This is a genomic window from Mesorhizobium sp. 128a, from assembly GCF_053848025.1.
Genome location: NZ_JBSPKY010000001.1, coordinates 546,609 through 562,271 on the forward strand (window position 1 = coordinate 546,609; position 15,663 = coordinate 562,271).

A 15,663-nucleotide genomic window follows, 5' to 3' on the forward strand; every position below is an offset into this window, starting at 1 on the left:
AATAATGACCGTAAGGGAAAGCCGTAAGCAAGACCGAATGCGACATGCCGTGGCGTAAATCGCACGTCGCAACTGGACCAGTCGAATTTGCGCTCAGAGCAGGTCGCGCGGGATCGTCTCTTCGAAATCGCGCTCGAAAACCAGCGTTTCGCCCTCATAAGCCTCGATTCTGGCACTGACGGTGAAGTTTTGCGCGTCGCAGCGCATCTCGGCCGATGTCTCTGTGCGCACCGACCATCCATTTCGCGACAAGGTCTGCGTCCAGTGCGTCCGGCCCGAGGCCGACAACGGGTCGTCGGGATGGATCGTCCAGCTCTCGCGGGCAATGCTGCCATTGGCCAGCCCGTGCGCGAGATCGCGCACTTCGCCGAAATCATCCGTGATCGACAGGGTGACGATGCCGGTCTTCTCGTCGCGGTCGATGTGGCGTTCGGAATTCGCCGCACGGACCGTCTCGGTCGCCCAGGGCGTGGCGCCTTCGGGGGCTTGGAATGAAACTTCGTCAGATTTTGCCAGCGGGCGCAACGGCAGTCTCAGCGTCGCCGCCGAAAGGTCGATCCGCACCGGCTCGGGCGACGGCCAGATCATCGGCCAATAGGCGTTGGAAACGGCGATGCGCAGGCGGTGTCCAGCCGGAATGCGGTAGGCGCACTGGTCGAGGATAACGCACGCCGACACGGTCTCGCCGGGTACCAACGCTTGCGGAAATTCATGCGAGTTGCGGTGGGTGAGATTGAGCACACCGTAGGAGATCAGCTCCGAAGCGCCGTCGGGATGGACGTCGCAAAGACGCACCGCGATGTTGGCTTGCCGGCGGTCAGAGGAAAGGCGCATCTCGACCTCCGGCGCGCCGACGATGTCGAGTGCCTCGGCGAGCACAGGCTGGTCGAAGCAGACCGACAGCGCGTCGTCGGGGCGCTGGTCGCCCGGCAGCTCCGGACCGAAGGTGAAGGGGAAATATTCGCCGCCGGCGAGTCCGCAGCTTTGCGGTGTCGCAACGATCGCCGGCTTGGCGCCGGCGGCGATGAGTTCGATTGCCTCGACCTTGATGTTGGGCGACGGCCACTCCTGCTCCGCGATCCAGTGGCCCGGCCGCTCCGGGTGCCAGCGCGCCGGCCGCACTGAGTCCATGACATAGGCGCGGTAGTCCGGGTCGGTCTCGACGCCGGTGTCGACGCCTTTCAGCCAGCGGTCCCACCAGCGCAGCGCCTCCTGCAGGAAGCCGATGGCGGGTTTGGGTCCGGCATAGTGCGGGTATTTGTGGATCCACGGCCCGACAATGCCTTTTGCCGGCGCCTGGATGTTGGTGACGAGGTGCGAAATCGTGTTGCGGTAGCCATCATGCCAGCCGCCGATCGACAACACTGCGGCTTTGACCGCGGAGAAATCCTCGCAGATCGAACCACGCTTCCAATAGGCATCGCGGTGCTGGTGGCTGAGCCACAACGGCAGAAGGAAGGGCTGGTTCTCCAGCCGCGTCAGCCACAGATCGCGCCAGCGGTTGTCGCCGGCGATCAACGGATCCGGCGGCCGCGACGAATAGGAGAGCATGGTCGAAGCCCAGCCGAAATTCTCGGTCAGCAGGCAGCCGCCCTTGTAATGGATGTCGTCGGCATAGCGGTCGACGGTCGAGCACAGGCTGATCACGGCCTTCAGCGCCGGCGGCTGCATCGCCGCCACCTGCAAACAGTTGAAGCCGCCCCAGGAAATACCCATCATGCCGACGCTGCCGTTGCACCAGGGCTGTGTGGCCGCCCAGGCGATGACGTCGCAGGCGTCCTGCAATTCCTGCTCGGAATACTCGTCGTCCATCAGCCCTTCGGAATCGCCATTGCCGCGCATGTCGACGCGGATCGAGGCGTAGCCGTGGCCGGCGAAATAGGGATGCGTCAGCTGATCGCGAAAGATGGTGCCGTCGCGCTTGCGGTAGGGCAGGTGCTCGAGGATCGCCGGCACGGGATCGCTGCTGGCATCTTCCGGCATCCACACCCGCGCCGACAACCGGCAGCCATCCGGCATGACGATGCCCATATCCGGAAATTCGACGACCTTGCGGGGAAATTCAGTGACGGTTTTCATGCGCTGGCATAACGCCCCGCCAGCCCAAGACTTTCAATCGCCATTCGCGACTGGAGCAGCGAAAAATGCGACCTGGCCGCAGCCTGCTTCACGACCTCAGTTCAACGGAATCTCGTTCTCGGCCTTGCTGTCCTGATAGACGCCCGAAAGCGCGTCGTAGCGCGCCGATATCTTGCCGATCCGCCCCTCCAGCCTTTCGCGCTCGGCCTGCGGCAGTGCCCGCACCAGTCGGCGAATGGAAAAACTCTTCCAATAAGCATTCTCGGCATTGTAGCCGCCGGGATCGAGGGTGAAGACCTCTTTCAGGATCTTCAGATCGTGCGGGATGGCAAACGAGTCGCGCGAATCCTCGTGGCTGAACAAATAGTAGAAATTGTCGAAGCCGGTCCAGGTGATCGCCGACAGGCACAGCGAACAAGGCTCATGCGTGGCGATGAAGATGGCGTCCTTGGTGTCGACACGCTCCGCCTTCGGCATTTCATAAAAACGCTTCAGGCAGTGCACCTCGCCATGCCAGAGCGGGTTTTCCATCTCGTTGTTGGTTTCGGCCAGCACCAGCGAGCGGTCGCTCTTGCGCAGGATCGCGGCGCCGAACAGCTTGTTGCCGTGGGCCACGCCGTCAGCCGTCTTCGGCACGATGTCGTGCTCGATGACGTCGAGCAGGCGGTCGATCAGCGAAATGTCGGTCATTTACTCAGGTCTCGTCAGGGAGATGGATCTCGTAGGGGTGCGAGAAGTGGAACTCTTCGAGGTTGGAACCGTCGCCGCCGCGGTCGACGATGACGAAATCCTGGGCTTCGCCGAGCGGCGTCAGCACGCCGTGCCAGAGATTGCGGGGGTAGTTGATGCCCTGCCCGGGCGCTGTGATGAAGGCGTGCGGTTCGCCCGGACCGTCCTTGCCGTCATGGCAGACGATGACCAGGAACGGGCGCGGCGACAGCGGAATAAAAGCCTGGCTGCCGAACGGATGCCGCTCGACCATGGTCAGTTTCAGCGGCAGTTCGTAAGGCGTACCGCGCACCATCGAGATCAGCACGCGCGAATTCGGGCCCGCCGCCTCAGCCGTGGCCAGGTCGTGATAGCGCTCGGCGCGGCCGGCGTTGATCGGATAGTGGTTGTCGCCGCCCATGTCGATGACGTCGCCGAAGCCGGCAAAGCTTTCGCGGGTCAGCGGCCGCGCTGCGATTCGGGTCACCGCGCGCGACCGCCGAAGCCCGCGCCGCCGAGCTTGGCGTGCCGGTTGACGTCCTTGTAGAGCAGATAGCGGAATTTGCCGGGGCCGCCGGCATAGCAGGCCTGCGGGCAGAAGGCGCGCAGCCACATGAAGTCGCCGGCCTCGACCTCGACCCAGTCCTGGTTTAGACGGTAGACCGCCTTGCCCTCCAGCACATAGAGCCCGTGTTCCATCACATGCGTCTCGGCGAACGGGATGACGGCGCCGGGCTCGAGCGTGACGATGGTGACATGCATGTCGTGGCGCATGTCGGCTGGATCGACGAAGCGCGTCGTCGCCCAGCGGCCCTCGGTGCCGGCCATCGGGCTTGGCGCCACCTGCTGATCGCTGCTGAAGAAAGCTTCCGGCGCGTCGATGCCGTCGACCGCCTCATAGGCCTTCCTGATCCAGTGGAAGCGCACGGCCTCTCGGCCTTCGTTGCGCACCGTCCAGCCACTGGCCGGCGGCAGGAAGGCAAAGCCGCCGGTTTGAAGCACGTGGGTCTTGCCGGCCAGCGAAACGGTCAACTCGCCTTCGACCACGAACAGCACGCCCTCGGCGCCGGCGTCCGGCTCCGGCCGGTCGCTGCCGCCGCCAGGCAAAACCTCGACGATGTACTGCGAAAAAGTCTCGGCGAAACCCGACAGCGGCCTTGCGATGATCCAGGCCCTGGTCTTGTCCCAGAACGGCAGCGGGCTGGTGACGATGTCTTGCATCACCCCTTTGGGGATGACCGCATAGGCCTCGGTGAAGACCGCGCGACCGGTCAAAAGCTCGTTCTGGCCGGGATGGCCGCCATGCGGCGCATAATAGGTTCGCTCGGTTGTCTTGATCATATCCATAGTCCTGAACCCTATTGCGGGAGCATGTCTTTCAGGCGGAGCAGCGCGATGCGCTCGACCTGTTTGCAGGCGGTATCGAGTTCGACGCCACGGCTGTTGCCGATGCGCGCTTCGAACTCGGCGAGGATTTCCTCCTTGGTCTTGCCCCGCACCGCGATGATGAAGGGGAAGCCGAAGGTGGTGACGTAGGCAGCGTTGAGTTTGGAAAACAGCTCGCGCTCCTTGTCAGTCAGCGCGTCGAGGCCGGCGGAAGCCTGTTCCCTGGTCGATTCCGCCGTCAGACGCCTGGCCTTGGCCAGTTTGCCGGCAAGATCGGGATGGGCGTTGAGCACGCCGAGCCGTTCGGTCTCGCTGGCGGCGCGGAAGACGCGGCAAAGCGCATTGTGCAGGCCGCCGGAGCTGTCATGCGCGGGTCCAAGCTCCAGTTCATAGGCACGTTCGGCGACCCACGGCGAATGTTCGAACACGCCGCCGAATGTGTGGACGAAGGTCTCGAATTCCATCTTCGACGGCTTGAGCGCAGGCGGCTGGTAGGGATGGTGCTCCCGCCAATGCCTGGCGATATCGGTGCGCCGTGCCAGCCACACCTTGTCGTGCGATTTCACATAGTCGACGAAGCGCTTCAGCGCGGCCACCCGGCCGGGACGTCCGACGAGGCGGCAATGCAGGCCGATATTCATCATGCGCGGCCGGCCGGCTTTGCCTTCGGCATAGAGCGTGTCGAAACTGTCTTTCAAATAGGCGAAGAACTGGTCGCCCGAATTGAAGCCCTGCGGCGTAGCGAAGCGCATGTCGTTGGCGTCGAGCGTGTAGGGGATGACGAGCTGCGCGCCGCCCTCATGCTCGAACCAGTAGGGCAGTTCGTCGTCATAGGTGTCCGACACATAGTCGAAGCCGCCTTCTTCGGCGACCAGCCGCACCGTGTTGATCGAGGTGCGGCCGGTGTACCAGCCGGTTGGCCGCTGTCCGGTCACCTCGTAATGCAGCTTGATCGCCGCTTCGAGGTCGCGGCGCTCATCCTCGGCGCTGTGGTCGCGATAGTCGATCCATTTCAGCCCGTGCGAGGCCATTTCCCAGCCGGCCTCCTGCATGGCCGCGACCTGGTCAGGCGAGCGGGCAAGGGCGGTGGCCACGCCATAACAGGTCACCGGCACATCAGCCTCGCTGAACAGGCGTAACAGCCGCCAGAAGCCGGCTCGCGCGCCATATTCGTAGATCGATTCCATGTTCCAGTGGCGCTGGCCGACCCAGGGCGCGGCGCCGACGATTTCCGACAGGAAGGCTTCCGACGCTTTGTCGCCGTGCAGCACGCAGTTCTCGCCGCCTTCCTCGTAATTGACGACGAACTGCACGGCTATATGCGCACCACCCGGCCATTTCGGATCCGGCGGATTGGCTCCGTAGCCGCGCATGTCTCTCAAGTAACGCATTGCCCCTCCCTGCCGGACGCTGCCGGAAGTTGTGATCAGGATAGTCGAAAGGGCTGCCTGCGCATTCCCCCGAAATTTTTGAAAGTGTTTTTGTGCCACTCCGCTCGACCGGGACTTATGCATCGCCTTTAATTGGCGCACAATTCATTGCTTTGTTCGACCGTACCGAAATGGGAGGCGCCAGTGGCAGAAACGTCGAAAGCCGATGGCGGACGTCTGACGACGCATGTGCTCGACACCGCGACCGGCAAGCCGGCGGCGGGCCTGTCGATCGCGCTTTATCACCTCGAGGGCGACGCGCGGACACATCTGAAGACCGTTGTCACCAATGCCGACGGCCGTTGCGATGCGCCGCTGCTGGCAGGCGCGGAGTTCCGCCTCGGCGAATACGAACTGGTCTTCGCGGCCGGCGACTATCTGCGCGGCCAGGGAACAAAATTGCCGGAACCGGCCTTCCTCGACAGCGTGCCGATCCGCTTCGGCATGGCTGCGACAGTGCATTATCATGTGCCATTGCTTATCTCTCCCTATGGCTATTCGACCTACAGGGGGAGCTGAAGCATGGCCAAGATCACCATACGCAACGAGATCCGCTTCATCCTGAATAGCAGGGATGTGGCGCTGTCGTCGGTGGCGCCAGACGCTACCTTGCTCGACTGGCTGCGGCTCGATCGTTCCCTGCGCGGCACCAAGGAAGGCTGCGCCGAAGGCGATTGCGGCGCCTGCACCGTGCTGGTCGGAAAACTCTCGGCCGGCAAGCTGGTCTATGAAAGCGTCAATGCCTGTATCCGCTTCCTCGGGTCGCTCGACGCCACCCATGTCGTGACTGTGGAGCATCTGCGTGGCGCGCCTGGCCAGCTGCATCCGGTGCAGCAGGCAATGGTGGATTTCCACGGCTCGCAATGCGGCTTCTGCACGCCAGGCTTCGTCATGTCGCTCTACTGCCTGTGGATGAAATCGCCCGATCCGTCGAATGCGGAGATCGAAAAGGCGCTGCAGGGCAACCTCTGCCGCTGCACCGGTTACGAGGCAATCATGCGCGCGGCTCGCGCCATCTCCAGCTACGGCAAGGCGGCGAAGGATCCGCTGGCGGCGGAGCGTGAGGCGATCACGGCAAGGCTCGAAGCGGTGCGTGATGGCGCCCGCGTGGAGATCGGCACCGGCAAGCAACGACTGATCGTGCCGGCCAACGCCGACGATTTCGCCGCCGTGCTGGACAAAGAGCCGAATGCGACTGTCGTCGCCGGCTCGACCGATGTCGGGCTCTGGGTAACCAAGCATATGCGCGACATTTCACCGGTGGTCTTTATCGGCAATCTCGACGGGTTGTGCGCGATCTCCGAAGACAACGACGTCATCACCATCGGTGCCGGCGTCACCTACACCGACGCCTTCGCGACACTGGCCAAGCGCATCCCGGCTCTGGGGCCATTGTTCGACCGCATTGGCGGCGAGCAGGTGCGCAATATGGGAACGATCGGCGGCAACATAGCCAACGGCTCGCCGATCGGCGATATACCACCGCCCTTGATCGCGCTCGGCGCGCAGCTGACGCTGCGCCGTGGCAAAAAGCGGCGCACCATCGCGCTCGAGGATTTCTTCATCGCCTATGGCAAGCAGGACCGGCAGCCGGGCGAATTCGTCGAGGCCGTGCATGTTCCCGTGCCGGCCAAGGGCACAAAGTTTGCCGTCTACAAGATCACCAAGCGCCGCGACGAGGACATCACCGCGGCCCTCGGCGCCTTTTTCCTCGACCTGGCCAAGGATGGCACGGTGGCCGACATATGCATTGCCTATGGCGGCATGGCGGCAACCCCCAAGCGCGCCTTCGGCGTCGAAAAGGCGCTGCTCGGCAAGCCTTGGACGGAAGCGACAGTGGAGGCCGCTATGGACGAATATGCTGCGGATTTCACCCCGCTGACCGATATGCGGGCATCGGCCGAATACCGGGCGCTTGCGGCCAAGAACCTGTTGCTGCGCTTCTTTGCCGAGACGACGGGATCGAAGGCGCCGTTCCAGGTGTCACGCAACGAGGCAGCCTGATGAACAAGCACGCTTCCCCCAACCTCAAGGCGCAGAAGATTTCCGGCGGCGTCGCCACTGACCAGCGCCATGATTCCGCGCACAAGCATGTCAGCGGCACCGCTGTTTACATCGACGATCTGCCGGAACCGGCGGGCATGCTGCATGGCTGCCTCGGTCTGTCGACGGCCACGCATGCGACCATCACCAAAATGGATCTGTCGGCAGTGCGTGCAGCGCCGGGCGTCGTCGACGTGCTGACCGCGAGCGACGTGCCCGGCGAAAACGACATCTCGCCGACCGGCCGTAACGACGAGCCGGTGCTGGCCGACGACAAGGTGCAGTTCTACGGCCAACCGATCTTCTGCGTTATTGCCAAAACGCGCGAGGAGGCGCGCCGGGCCACGCGGCTCGCCAAGGTCGAATACAGGCCATTGCCCTTCGTCACCGACATTGGCGACCTCGATCCGCGCAAGGACAAGCTGGTGACGCCGCCGCTCACCTTGAAGCGCGGCGATGCCGCTGCCGCGATCAACGCGGCGCCGCGCCGGCTGAAGGGCAAGATGCGCATCGGCGGCCAGGAGCATTTCTATCTCGAAGGCCATATCGCCGTTGCCATTCCGGGCGAGGACCAGGACGTCACCATCTATTCCTCGACCCAGCATCCGAGCGAAGTGCAGCATATGGTCAGCCATGCGCTTGGCGTGCCGAGCAACGCCATCACGGTGGAAATCCGCCGCATGGGCGGCGGCTTCGGCGGCAAGGAGACGCAAGGCAACCAATTTGCCGCATTGGCGGCGATCGCCGCGAAGAAACACCATCGCGCGGTCAAGATCCGGCCCGACCGCGACGACGACATGATCGCCACCGGCAAGCGCCATGATTTCCTCGTCGACTACGAAGTCGGCTTCGACGACGACGGCAACATTCTGGGCGTCGATTTCATGTTCGCAGCGCGCTGCGGCTTTTCCTCGGACCTCTCCGGCCCGGTCACCGACCGCGCGCTGTTCCACTGCGACAACACCTATTTCTGGCCGGCGGTGCATGCGCAATCGGCGCCGCTCTATACCAACACGGTGTCGAACACGGCGTTTCGCGGCTTCGGCGGCCCGCAAGGCATGGTCGGCGCCGAACGCGTCATCGACGAGGTCGCCTTTGCCGTCGGCAAGGACCCGCTCGAAATCCGCAAGCAGAATTTCTACGGCACCGGTGGTGATAAAGAGGGCCGCAACGTCACGCCCTATCACCAGACGGTCGAGGACAACATCATCCACCGCATCGTCGCCGAGCTGGAGGCGAGTGCGGACTATGCAAGCCGCCGCCGCATCATCCAGGCTTTCAACGCCAACAGCCGTTTCATCAAGCGCGGCCTGGCGCTGACGCCGGTCAAGTTCGGCATCTCGTTCACCGCCACCCACTACAATCAGGCCGGCGCACTGGTGCATGTCTACACTGACGGTTCGGTACATCTGAACCATGGCGGCACCGAGATGGGGCAAGGCCTCTATGTCAAGGTGGCGCAGGTGGTGGCGGAGGAGTTCCAGATCGACCTCGACCAGGTCAAGATCACCGCAACCACGACCGGCAAGGTGCCCAACACTTCGGCCACCGCGGCGTCGTCCGGTTCCGATCTCAACGGCATGGCGGCGCAGAACGGCGCCCGCCAGATCAAGGACCGGCTGACCGATTTCGCCGCCGAAAAATACCAGGTACCGCGCGACCAGGTGCTGTTCCTGCCCAACCGGGTGCGCATCGGCAATCAGGAGATCGCCTTCGCCGACCTTATCAAGCAGGCATATCTGGCCCGCATCCAGCTGTCGGCGGCAGGCTTTTACAAAACGCCGAAAATCCACTGGAACCGCGACAAGGGCGAAGGGCGCCCCTTCTACTATTTCGCCTATGGCGCCTCGTGCTCGGAAGTCTCGGTCGACACGCTGACCGGCGAATATGTAGTCGAGCGCACCGACATCTTGCACGACGCCGGCCGTTCGCTGAACCGTGCCATCGACCTCGGCCAGATCGAGGGCGGCTTCATCCAGGGCATGGGCTGGCTGACCACGGAAGAACTGTGGTGGGACGACAAGGGCCGGCTGCGCACCCACGCACCGTCGACCTACAAGATCCCGCTGGCATCCGACCGGCCGAAGATCTTCAACGTCACGCTGGCCGACTGGCCGGAAGCCAGCGAGCCGACGGTGCACCGCTCCAAGGCGGTCGGCGAACCGCCCTTCCCGCTCGGCATGTCGGTGCTGCATGCGCTGTCGGATGCGGTGGCCAGCGTTGCCGATCACACAGTCTGTCCACGCCTCGATGCCCCGGCGACGCCGGAACGTGTGCTGATGGCGATCGAGCGGCTGAGAGGCGCAAAGCCGGCCTGATCGAGCCAAAACGTGCAAATTCAGGCCGGAAACGCTATGTTTCCAAGGTGGGAATGCAGACAATGAACTCGAAAGTGCAAAGCCTGAAAGCGTTTCTCGGCAGCGCCGGGCGGCTTGCCTTGGTCGAAGTGGCCGGCACCAAGGGCTCGACGCCGCGCGAGAAGGGCGCGTTCATGCTCGTCTCGCAGGCAGCGATTTTCGGCACGATCGGGGGCGGCCAGCTCGAATACATGGCGATCGACAAGGCCCGGCAGATGCTTTTCTCCCCCCTCGAGGGGGAGATGGCCGCGAAGCGGCCAGAGGGGGTCCTCTCAGAAGGCACTGCTAGGGCGTCGCGCACGGCCGCAACGACCCCACCCGGCGGCTTCGCCGCCACCCTCCCCTCGAGGGGGAGGGGAACCCGCATCGAGGTCGATGAAACCTGCGCCACGCTCAATGTGCCGCTCGGCCCGGAGATCGGCCAATGCTGCGGCGGGCGCGTCGAAGTGCTGATCCGGCTGGTCGATGCCACGCTCACGGCCGAGCTGATCGCTGCTGCCGAAGCCGAGGAAGCCCATCTGCCGCATGTCTATATCTTCGGCGGCGGCCATGTCGGCCAGGCGCTGGCCGCGGCGATAGAACTCCTGCCGGTTCAGGCCGTCGTCATCGAAACCCGGGCCGAGGCGCTGGAAGGCATGCCGCAAACTGTCGAAACCCGGCTGACGCCAATGCCGGAGGCCGAGATACGCAATGCGCCCGCCGGCACGGCTTTCGCCATCCTCACCCACGACCATGCGCTCGATTTCCTGATCGTCGCCGAGGCGCTGAAGCGCGACGACACGGCCTACGTCGGCATGATCGGCTCAAAGACCAAGAAAGCGACATTCAAGCACTGGTTCCTGAAATCGGCGGAGGGCACGGAAGCGGAATTCGCCCGTCTCGTCTCGCCGATCGGCGGAGACGCGGTCAAGGACAAGCGCCCGCCGGTGATCGCTGCATTGGCGGCCGCCGAGATCATGACGGCGCTGGTCGTTCACAACGCCGCGCCAAATGTCGACCATCAGGTTAGACGAGACAAAGAAACAGCGGGCTAGGTTTTCGCCGCAACTAGGCGGGCCGCTTCAACCCCAGATGCGCGCGCAAGGTGCTGCCTTCGTATTCCTTGCGGAATAGCCCACGGCGCTGCAGTTCCGGCACCACCAGTTCGCAAAAGGCATCGAGTTCGCCGGGAAAATAAGACGGCATGACATTGAAGCCGTCGGCGCCGCCGCCTTCGAACCGCGCTTGCAATTCGTCGGCGACCTGCGCCGGCGTGCCCACGATGCGCCAATGGCCACGCGCGCCGGCAAAGTGACGGGCGAGCTGGCGGATGGAAAGCCCGTCGCGGCGCGATTGCTCGACCACCAGCGCCTGCCGGCTTTTCATGCCCTCCGTCTCCGGCAATTCCGGCATCGGCCCGTCGATCGGATAGCGCCAGAGATCGGAAATGCTGAGATAGCTGGACAGCAGCGCCACGCCGACATCGTCGGGGATCAGCGCCTGCAGTTCCTCATGTTTCTCCTGCGCTTCGGCCTCGGTTTCCGCCACCACGGGTGACACGCCAGGCATGATCTTGATGTCGTCGGGCTCGCGCCCATAGGCAGCCATGCGGCTCTTCAGGTCGTCGTAGAAGGCTTTCGCTTCCTCGAAGGTCTGCGCCGCCGTGAACACGACATCGGCGGTGCGGGCGGCAAGGTCGCGGCCGACATCCGAGGCGCCGGCCTGGACCATGACAGGAGCGCCCTGCGGCGAACGCGGCAGGTCGAGCGGGTCGCGCACCGAAAAGCTCTGGCCATCATGGCCGGAAAGTCGGGAGCCTTGCCAAAGTCCTGACACCACCTCGGCGAATTCACGCGCGCGTTCATAGCGGTCGGCATGGGGCTTGAGGCCTGTCGCGCCGAAATTGGCGGCTTCGATGGGGCTTGCCGACGTGACCAGATTCCAACCGGCGCGGCCGCCGCTTAAGTGATCGAGCGACAGAAAAGTTCGCGCCAGGCCGTAGGGCTCGTTGTAGCTGGTCGACGCCGTCGAGACGAGGCCGATGCGGCTGGTCTGCACGGCGAGCGCCGAAAGCAGGCTGATCGGCTCGAAGCCGATCGAGCGCGAGGTCTGGCTGGCAATGCCGACATTGGCTTCGCGCAGACCGGCGGCGTCCTCGCAGAACACCATGTCGAACTTCGCCGCTTCCGCCGTGCGCGCAAGCTGGACGTAATGGTCGATGTCGATACCGGCGGTGACATGCGCCTTGGGGTGGCGCCAGGCGGCGATGTGGTGGCCCGTCGCCCACAGGAAAGCGCCGAGTTTCATCTGGCGGGTGCTCATGGCCTGCCGCCCTCACCGAGCCCAAGGCGATCGCGCAGCGTCTTACCAGATTGTGTTTTGGCAAATCCGTGTCGCTTGAGTTCGGGCAAGAGTCGTTCGACAAAATCCTCTAGGGCCGCAGCCCGGGGCTGCACGGCCAAGACGATCCCGTCGCAGCCACACGAGAGGCACAGGGCTTTCAGAATGCCGACGTCGAGTTCCGGCCGCGCATCCGCGGTCGCCAGCACCTTGATCGTCATCGGGTCGCGCCCCGCGTCTTGCGCCTTGCGCTTGAGCTCATCGGAGGCAGCTTTCGTTTCCGGAGGTTCACGCTCGTCCAACAACACGAAATCGGCGCGGCGGCTTGCAAAATCGAGTTCAGCCTCTGTCAGACCGGACATCACCAGCACTGGCCTGTCCTGCGGCGATCGGGCGACATTGAGCGGCCCGCGCACCGAAAAGAATTCGCCGGTGAAATTCATGGAGTGCATCTTGTCCGGGTCATGGAAGCGGCCTGCCGTCTTGTCGAACAGCAGCGCGTCGTGTTCCCAGCCAATCCACAACAGTCGCACAACGTTGATGAACTCCCGGGCGCGACGACGGAAATCATCGTCGGAAAAACCTTCGGGCCGGCTGAAATTCTCTGCCTCGCGTGGGGTCTGCGTCAACGTGGCGTTCCAGCCGATGCGGCCATGGCTGATAATGTCGAGGGACGCGAAACGGCGCGCCAGATTGTAGGGCTGATGCACGAGCGTCGAGGCGCTGGCCACCAGCCCGATCCGGTCAGTCACCGTCGCTAGCGCCGCCAGCAGCGTCGTCGCTTCGAACGGGCTGCTTGACGGCCGGTCCGCGGTGTCGGAGATGATGACCATGTCGACGCCCGTGGCTTCCGCCTGCCGCACGAAGTTGCTGATCCGGCCGAAATCCAGCACGGCCTCTGCGTTGGCGGCAGCGATGTTGAGCGAAAGGGCGAGATGCATCGCATCAACCTAAGTTCGCTGCCGCGCAAGGCAAGCCCGGCGAATGGACCACAAGGCCGGCACTTGCCTGCCAGCCCGGTCACCAATAGGGCGATCCGCTGTGCCCGTTGCCGCCGCCCCTCACTTTCCAGCCAGAATATCCCTGATCAGCCGCTGGCAGCGCTCAGCCATGAAGTCGAGCAAAAGCCGCACCTTGGGATCCTGCAGCTTTTTGTGCGGATAGACGGCGGCGAACTGCACCGGCGTCGGCGGCGTGCTGGCCAGGATGACCTGCAGCCGCTGGTCGCGGATGAACGGTTCGACCTCGAAGCGCGGCTTGTTGATGATGCCGCGCCCGGACAGCGCCCAGCCGGTCAGCACGTCGCCGTCGTCGGTGTCGTAGGGGCCGTGCACCTCGAATTTCTGCGGGCCGGACGGCGTTTGCAGCGTCCAGACATATTCGCGCGCCCCGGAGTAGCGCAGCATCAGGCAGTCGTGCTTCTTGCCGATCAGTTCCTGTGGCTCCACCGGTTCGCCGCGCGCTTCCAGATATTTCGGCGCCGCGACCAGCACACGCTCGCATTCCATGATGCCGCGCATCCTCAGGCTGGAATCCTCGATGATGCCGAGCTTGAAGGCGACGTCGATGCCTTCCTTCATGATATCGATGTTGTGATCCGAGAGCCTCAGCCGCACCTCGATATCGGGGTATTTGTCGTGGAAATCCGGAATGCCTGACGCCACGAGCCGCCGGCCGAGGCCGAGCGGCGCCGTCACCCGGATGGTTCCGCGCGGCTGGCCGGAGAGCGCCGAGACCGCGGCTTCCGCCTCGGTGATCGCTTCCAGCACCTGCTTGGCGCCGGAATAGAACACGTTGCCGTGCTCCGTCGGCATCAACTGCCGGGTCGTGCGGTTGAACAGTCTGACCCCAAGGTGTTTTTCCAGTTCCTTGATGCGGTTCGACGCGACCGCCGGCGAAATGCGCATGTCGCGGCCCGCCGCCGACAGATTGCCAAGCTCGACGACGCGAACGAAGACGGCGATGTTGTCGAGATAGGCCATAAGATTTTCGTGACTCTCAAACGGCTTCGTGGGATCAACCTACTATTTTCCATTTTTTTTTGAAAGTCATCGTACACCTCGCCTCTTTTCGTTTGCGTACCACACCGTAAAGTCAGCCAATCGGCAGGGACGATTTCACATGATGGATTTCGCGATTTTCTGGGACTGGCTGAGCTTTGCCGTGCGCTGGCTGCACGTCGTCACCGGCATCGCCTGGATCGGCTCGTCCTTCTATTTCGTCGCCCTCGATCTCGGCCTGCGCCAGCGCCCCGGCATGCCGGTCGGCGCCTTCGGTGAGGAATGGCAGGTGCATGGCGGCGGCTTCTACCACATCCAGAAATATCTGGTGGCGCCGGCCGAAATGCCCGAGCACCTGACCTGGTTCAAATGGGAATCCTACGCCACCTGGCTGTCCGGCTTTGCCATGCTGTGCGTGGTCTACTATGCGGGCGCCGACCTGTTCCTGATCGATCCCAACGTGCTGCCGATGTCGGTGCCGGTCGGCATCCTGCTGTCGATGGCCACGATCGGCGTTGGCTGGGTGGTCTACGATCTGCTCTGCCGTTCGCCGCTCGGCAAAAGCGACACCGGCCTGATGCTGGTGCTCTATGGCGTGCTGGTGTTCATCGCCTGGGGGCTGACGCACCTGTTCACCGGCCGCGCCGCCTTCCTGCATCTCGGCGCCATCACCGCCACGATCATGTCGGCTAACGTCTTCATGGTGATTATCCCCAACCAGAAGATTGTCGTTGCCGACCTTATTGCCGGCCGCAAGCCCGATCCGAAATACGGCAAGATCGCCAAGCAGCGCTCGTTGCACAACAATTACCTGACGCTGCCCGTGCTGTTCCTGATGCTGTCGAACCACTATCCGCTGGCGTTTGCGACGGAGTTCAACTGGGTCATCGCCTCGCTGGTGTTCATCATCGGCGTGCTGATCCGGCACTATTTCAACACCGTGCATAAGCGTGCCGGCAACCCGCACTGGACCTGGATGGCGGCCGCCGTGCTGTTCATGATCATCATCTGGCTGTCGACAGCGCCGAAAATACTGACCGGCGAACCCAAGGCGTCCGCTGCGGCCGAGGTCTACATCGCCTCTTCGCATTTCCCGGCCGTGCGCGACACCGTGCTTGGCCGCTGCTCGATGTGTCACGCGGCCGAGCCGGTTTATGAAGGCATCTACCAGGCGCCGAAGGGCGTGATTCTCGACACCGACGCCGGCATTGCCGAGCATGCCCGCGAGATCTACCTGCAGGCTGGGCGCAGCCATGCTATGCCGCCGGCCAACATCACCCAGATCAGCGACAAAGAGCGGGCGCTGCTGGTCGCCTGGTTCGAAGGCGCGGGAAAATAAGC

13 protein-coding genes are annotated in these 15,663 nt (G+C 63.7%); 5 read left to right on the forward strand and 8 right to left on the reverse strand.

The features are described 5' to 3' along the window. Nucleotides 1-93: 93 nt before the first annotated feature. The 5 genes from ACWTU9_RS02475 to puuE form a co-directional block, all read right to left on the reverse strand. A complete protein-coding gene (locus ACWTU9_RS02475; RefSeq protein ID WP_455856929.1) occupies nt 94-2,079 on the reverse strand; it encodes a CocE/NonD family hydrolase in 1,986 nt (661 codons plus the stop codon). Nucleotides 2,080-2,175: 96 nt separating this feature from the next. Continuing rightward, nucleotides 2,176-2,769 (reverse strand): nucleoside deaminase, encoded by a 594-nt coding sequence (locus ACWTU9_RS02480; RefSeq protein WP_455856930.1) that lies wholly within the window; start codon nt 2,767-2,769, stop codon nt 2,176-2,178. 4 nt (nt 2,770-2,773) lie between these two features. After that, nucleotides 2,774-3,274, reverse strand: coding sequence for an ureidoglycolate lyase (locus ACWTU9_RS02485; RefSeq protein ID WP_455856931.1), 501 nt, complete (start codon nt 3,272-3,274; stop codon nt 2,774-2,776). Further along, the gene (locus ACWTU9_RS02490; RefSeq protein WP_454587518.1) at nt 3,271-4,134 is read right to left on the reverse strand and encodes a bifunctional allantoicase/(S)-ureidoglycine aminohydrolase; all 864 of its coding nucleotides are present in this window, start codon (nt 4,132-4,134) and stop codon (nt 3,271-3,273) included. Before ACWTU9_RS02490 ends, ACWTU9_RS02485 begins: the two co-directional genes overlap by 4 nt. A gap of 11 nt (nt 4,135-4,145) precedes the next feature. After that, entirely contained in the window at nt 4,146-5,564 is a 1,419-nt protein-coding gene (gene puuE / locus ACWTU9_RS02495) for an allantoinase PuuE (RefSeq protein ID WP_455856932.1), read from the reverse strand. A 183-nt stretch (nt 5,565-5,747) separates the two neighbouring features. Here puuE and uraH point away from each other — a divergent pair, with 183 nt between their 5' ends. From uraH to xdhC, 4 genes are all read left to right on the forward strand, one after another. Next, nucleotides 5,748-6,122, forward strand: coding sequence for a hydroxyisourate hydrolase (uraH, locus tag ACWTU9_RS02500; RefSeq protein ID WP_454587516.1), 375 nt, complete (start codon nt 5,748-5,750; stop codon nt 6,120-6,122). Between the two features lie 3 nt (nt 6,123-6,125). Next, complete coding sequence (gene xdhA, locus ACWTU9_RS02505; RefSeq protein WP_455856933.1) at nt 6,126-7,607, forward strand: xanthine dehydrogenase small subunit; 1,482 nt, start codon at nt 6,126-6,128, stop codon at nt 7,605-7,607. Continuing rightward, nucleotides 7,607-9,964 (forward strand): xanthine dehydrogenase molybdopterin binding subunit, encoded by a 2,358-nt coding sequence (gene xdhB / locus ACWTU9_RS02510; RefSeq protein ID WP_455856934.1) that lies wholly within the window; start codon nt 7,607-7,609, stop codon nt 9,962-9,964. The genes xdhA and xdhB overlap by 1 nt, the downstream gene beginning before the upstream one ends. A gap of 62 nt (nt 9,965-10,026) precedes the next feature. Further along, nucleotides 10,027-11,037, forward strand: coding sequence for a xanthine dehydrogenase accessory protein XdhC (gene xdhC, locus ACWTU9_RS02515; RefSeq protein WP_455856935.1), 1,011 nt, complete (start codon nt 10,027-10,029; stop codon nt 11,035-11,037). Nucleotides 11,038-11,050: 13 nt separating this feature from the next. On the opposite strand, the gene ACWTU9_RS02520 is transcribed toward xdhC, so the two are convergent. From ACWTU9_RS02520 to ACWTU9_RS02530, 3 genes are all read right to left on the reverse strand, one after another. Continuing rightward, a complete protein-coding gene (locus ACWTU9_RS02520) occupies nt 11,051-12,304 on the reverse strand; it encodes an LLM class flavin-dependent oxidoreductase (RefSeq protein WP_455856936.1) in 1,254 nt (417 codons plus the stop codon). Continuing rightward, nucleotides 12,301-13,215: an LLM class flavin-dependent oxidoreductase gene (locus tag ACWTU9_RS02525; protein WP_455856937.1), complete on the reverse strand. Its 915-nt coding sequence runs from the start codon at nt 13,213-13,215 to the stop codon at nt 12,301-12,303. Before ACWTU9_RS02525 ends, ACWTU9_RS02520 begins: the two co-directional genes overlap by 4 nt. 168 nt (nt 13,216-13,383) lie before the next feature. Then, entirely contained in the window at nt 13,384-14,304 is a 921-nt protein-coding gene (locus ACWTU9_RS02530; RefSeq protein WP_455856938.1) for a LysR substrate-binding domain-containing protein, read from the reverse strand. 139 nt (nt 14,305-14,443) lie between these two features. Here ACWTU9_RS02530 and ACWTU9_RS02535 point away from each other — a divergent pair, with 139 nt between their 5' ends. Continuing rightward, complete coding sequence (locus ACWTU9_RS02535) at nt 14,444-15,661, forward strand: urate hydroxylase PuuD (protein WP_455856939.1); 1,218 nt, start codon at nt 14,444-14,446, stop codon at nt 15,659-15,661. Nucleotides 15,662-15,663 lie beyond the last annotated feature (2 nt).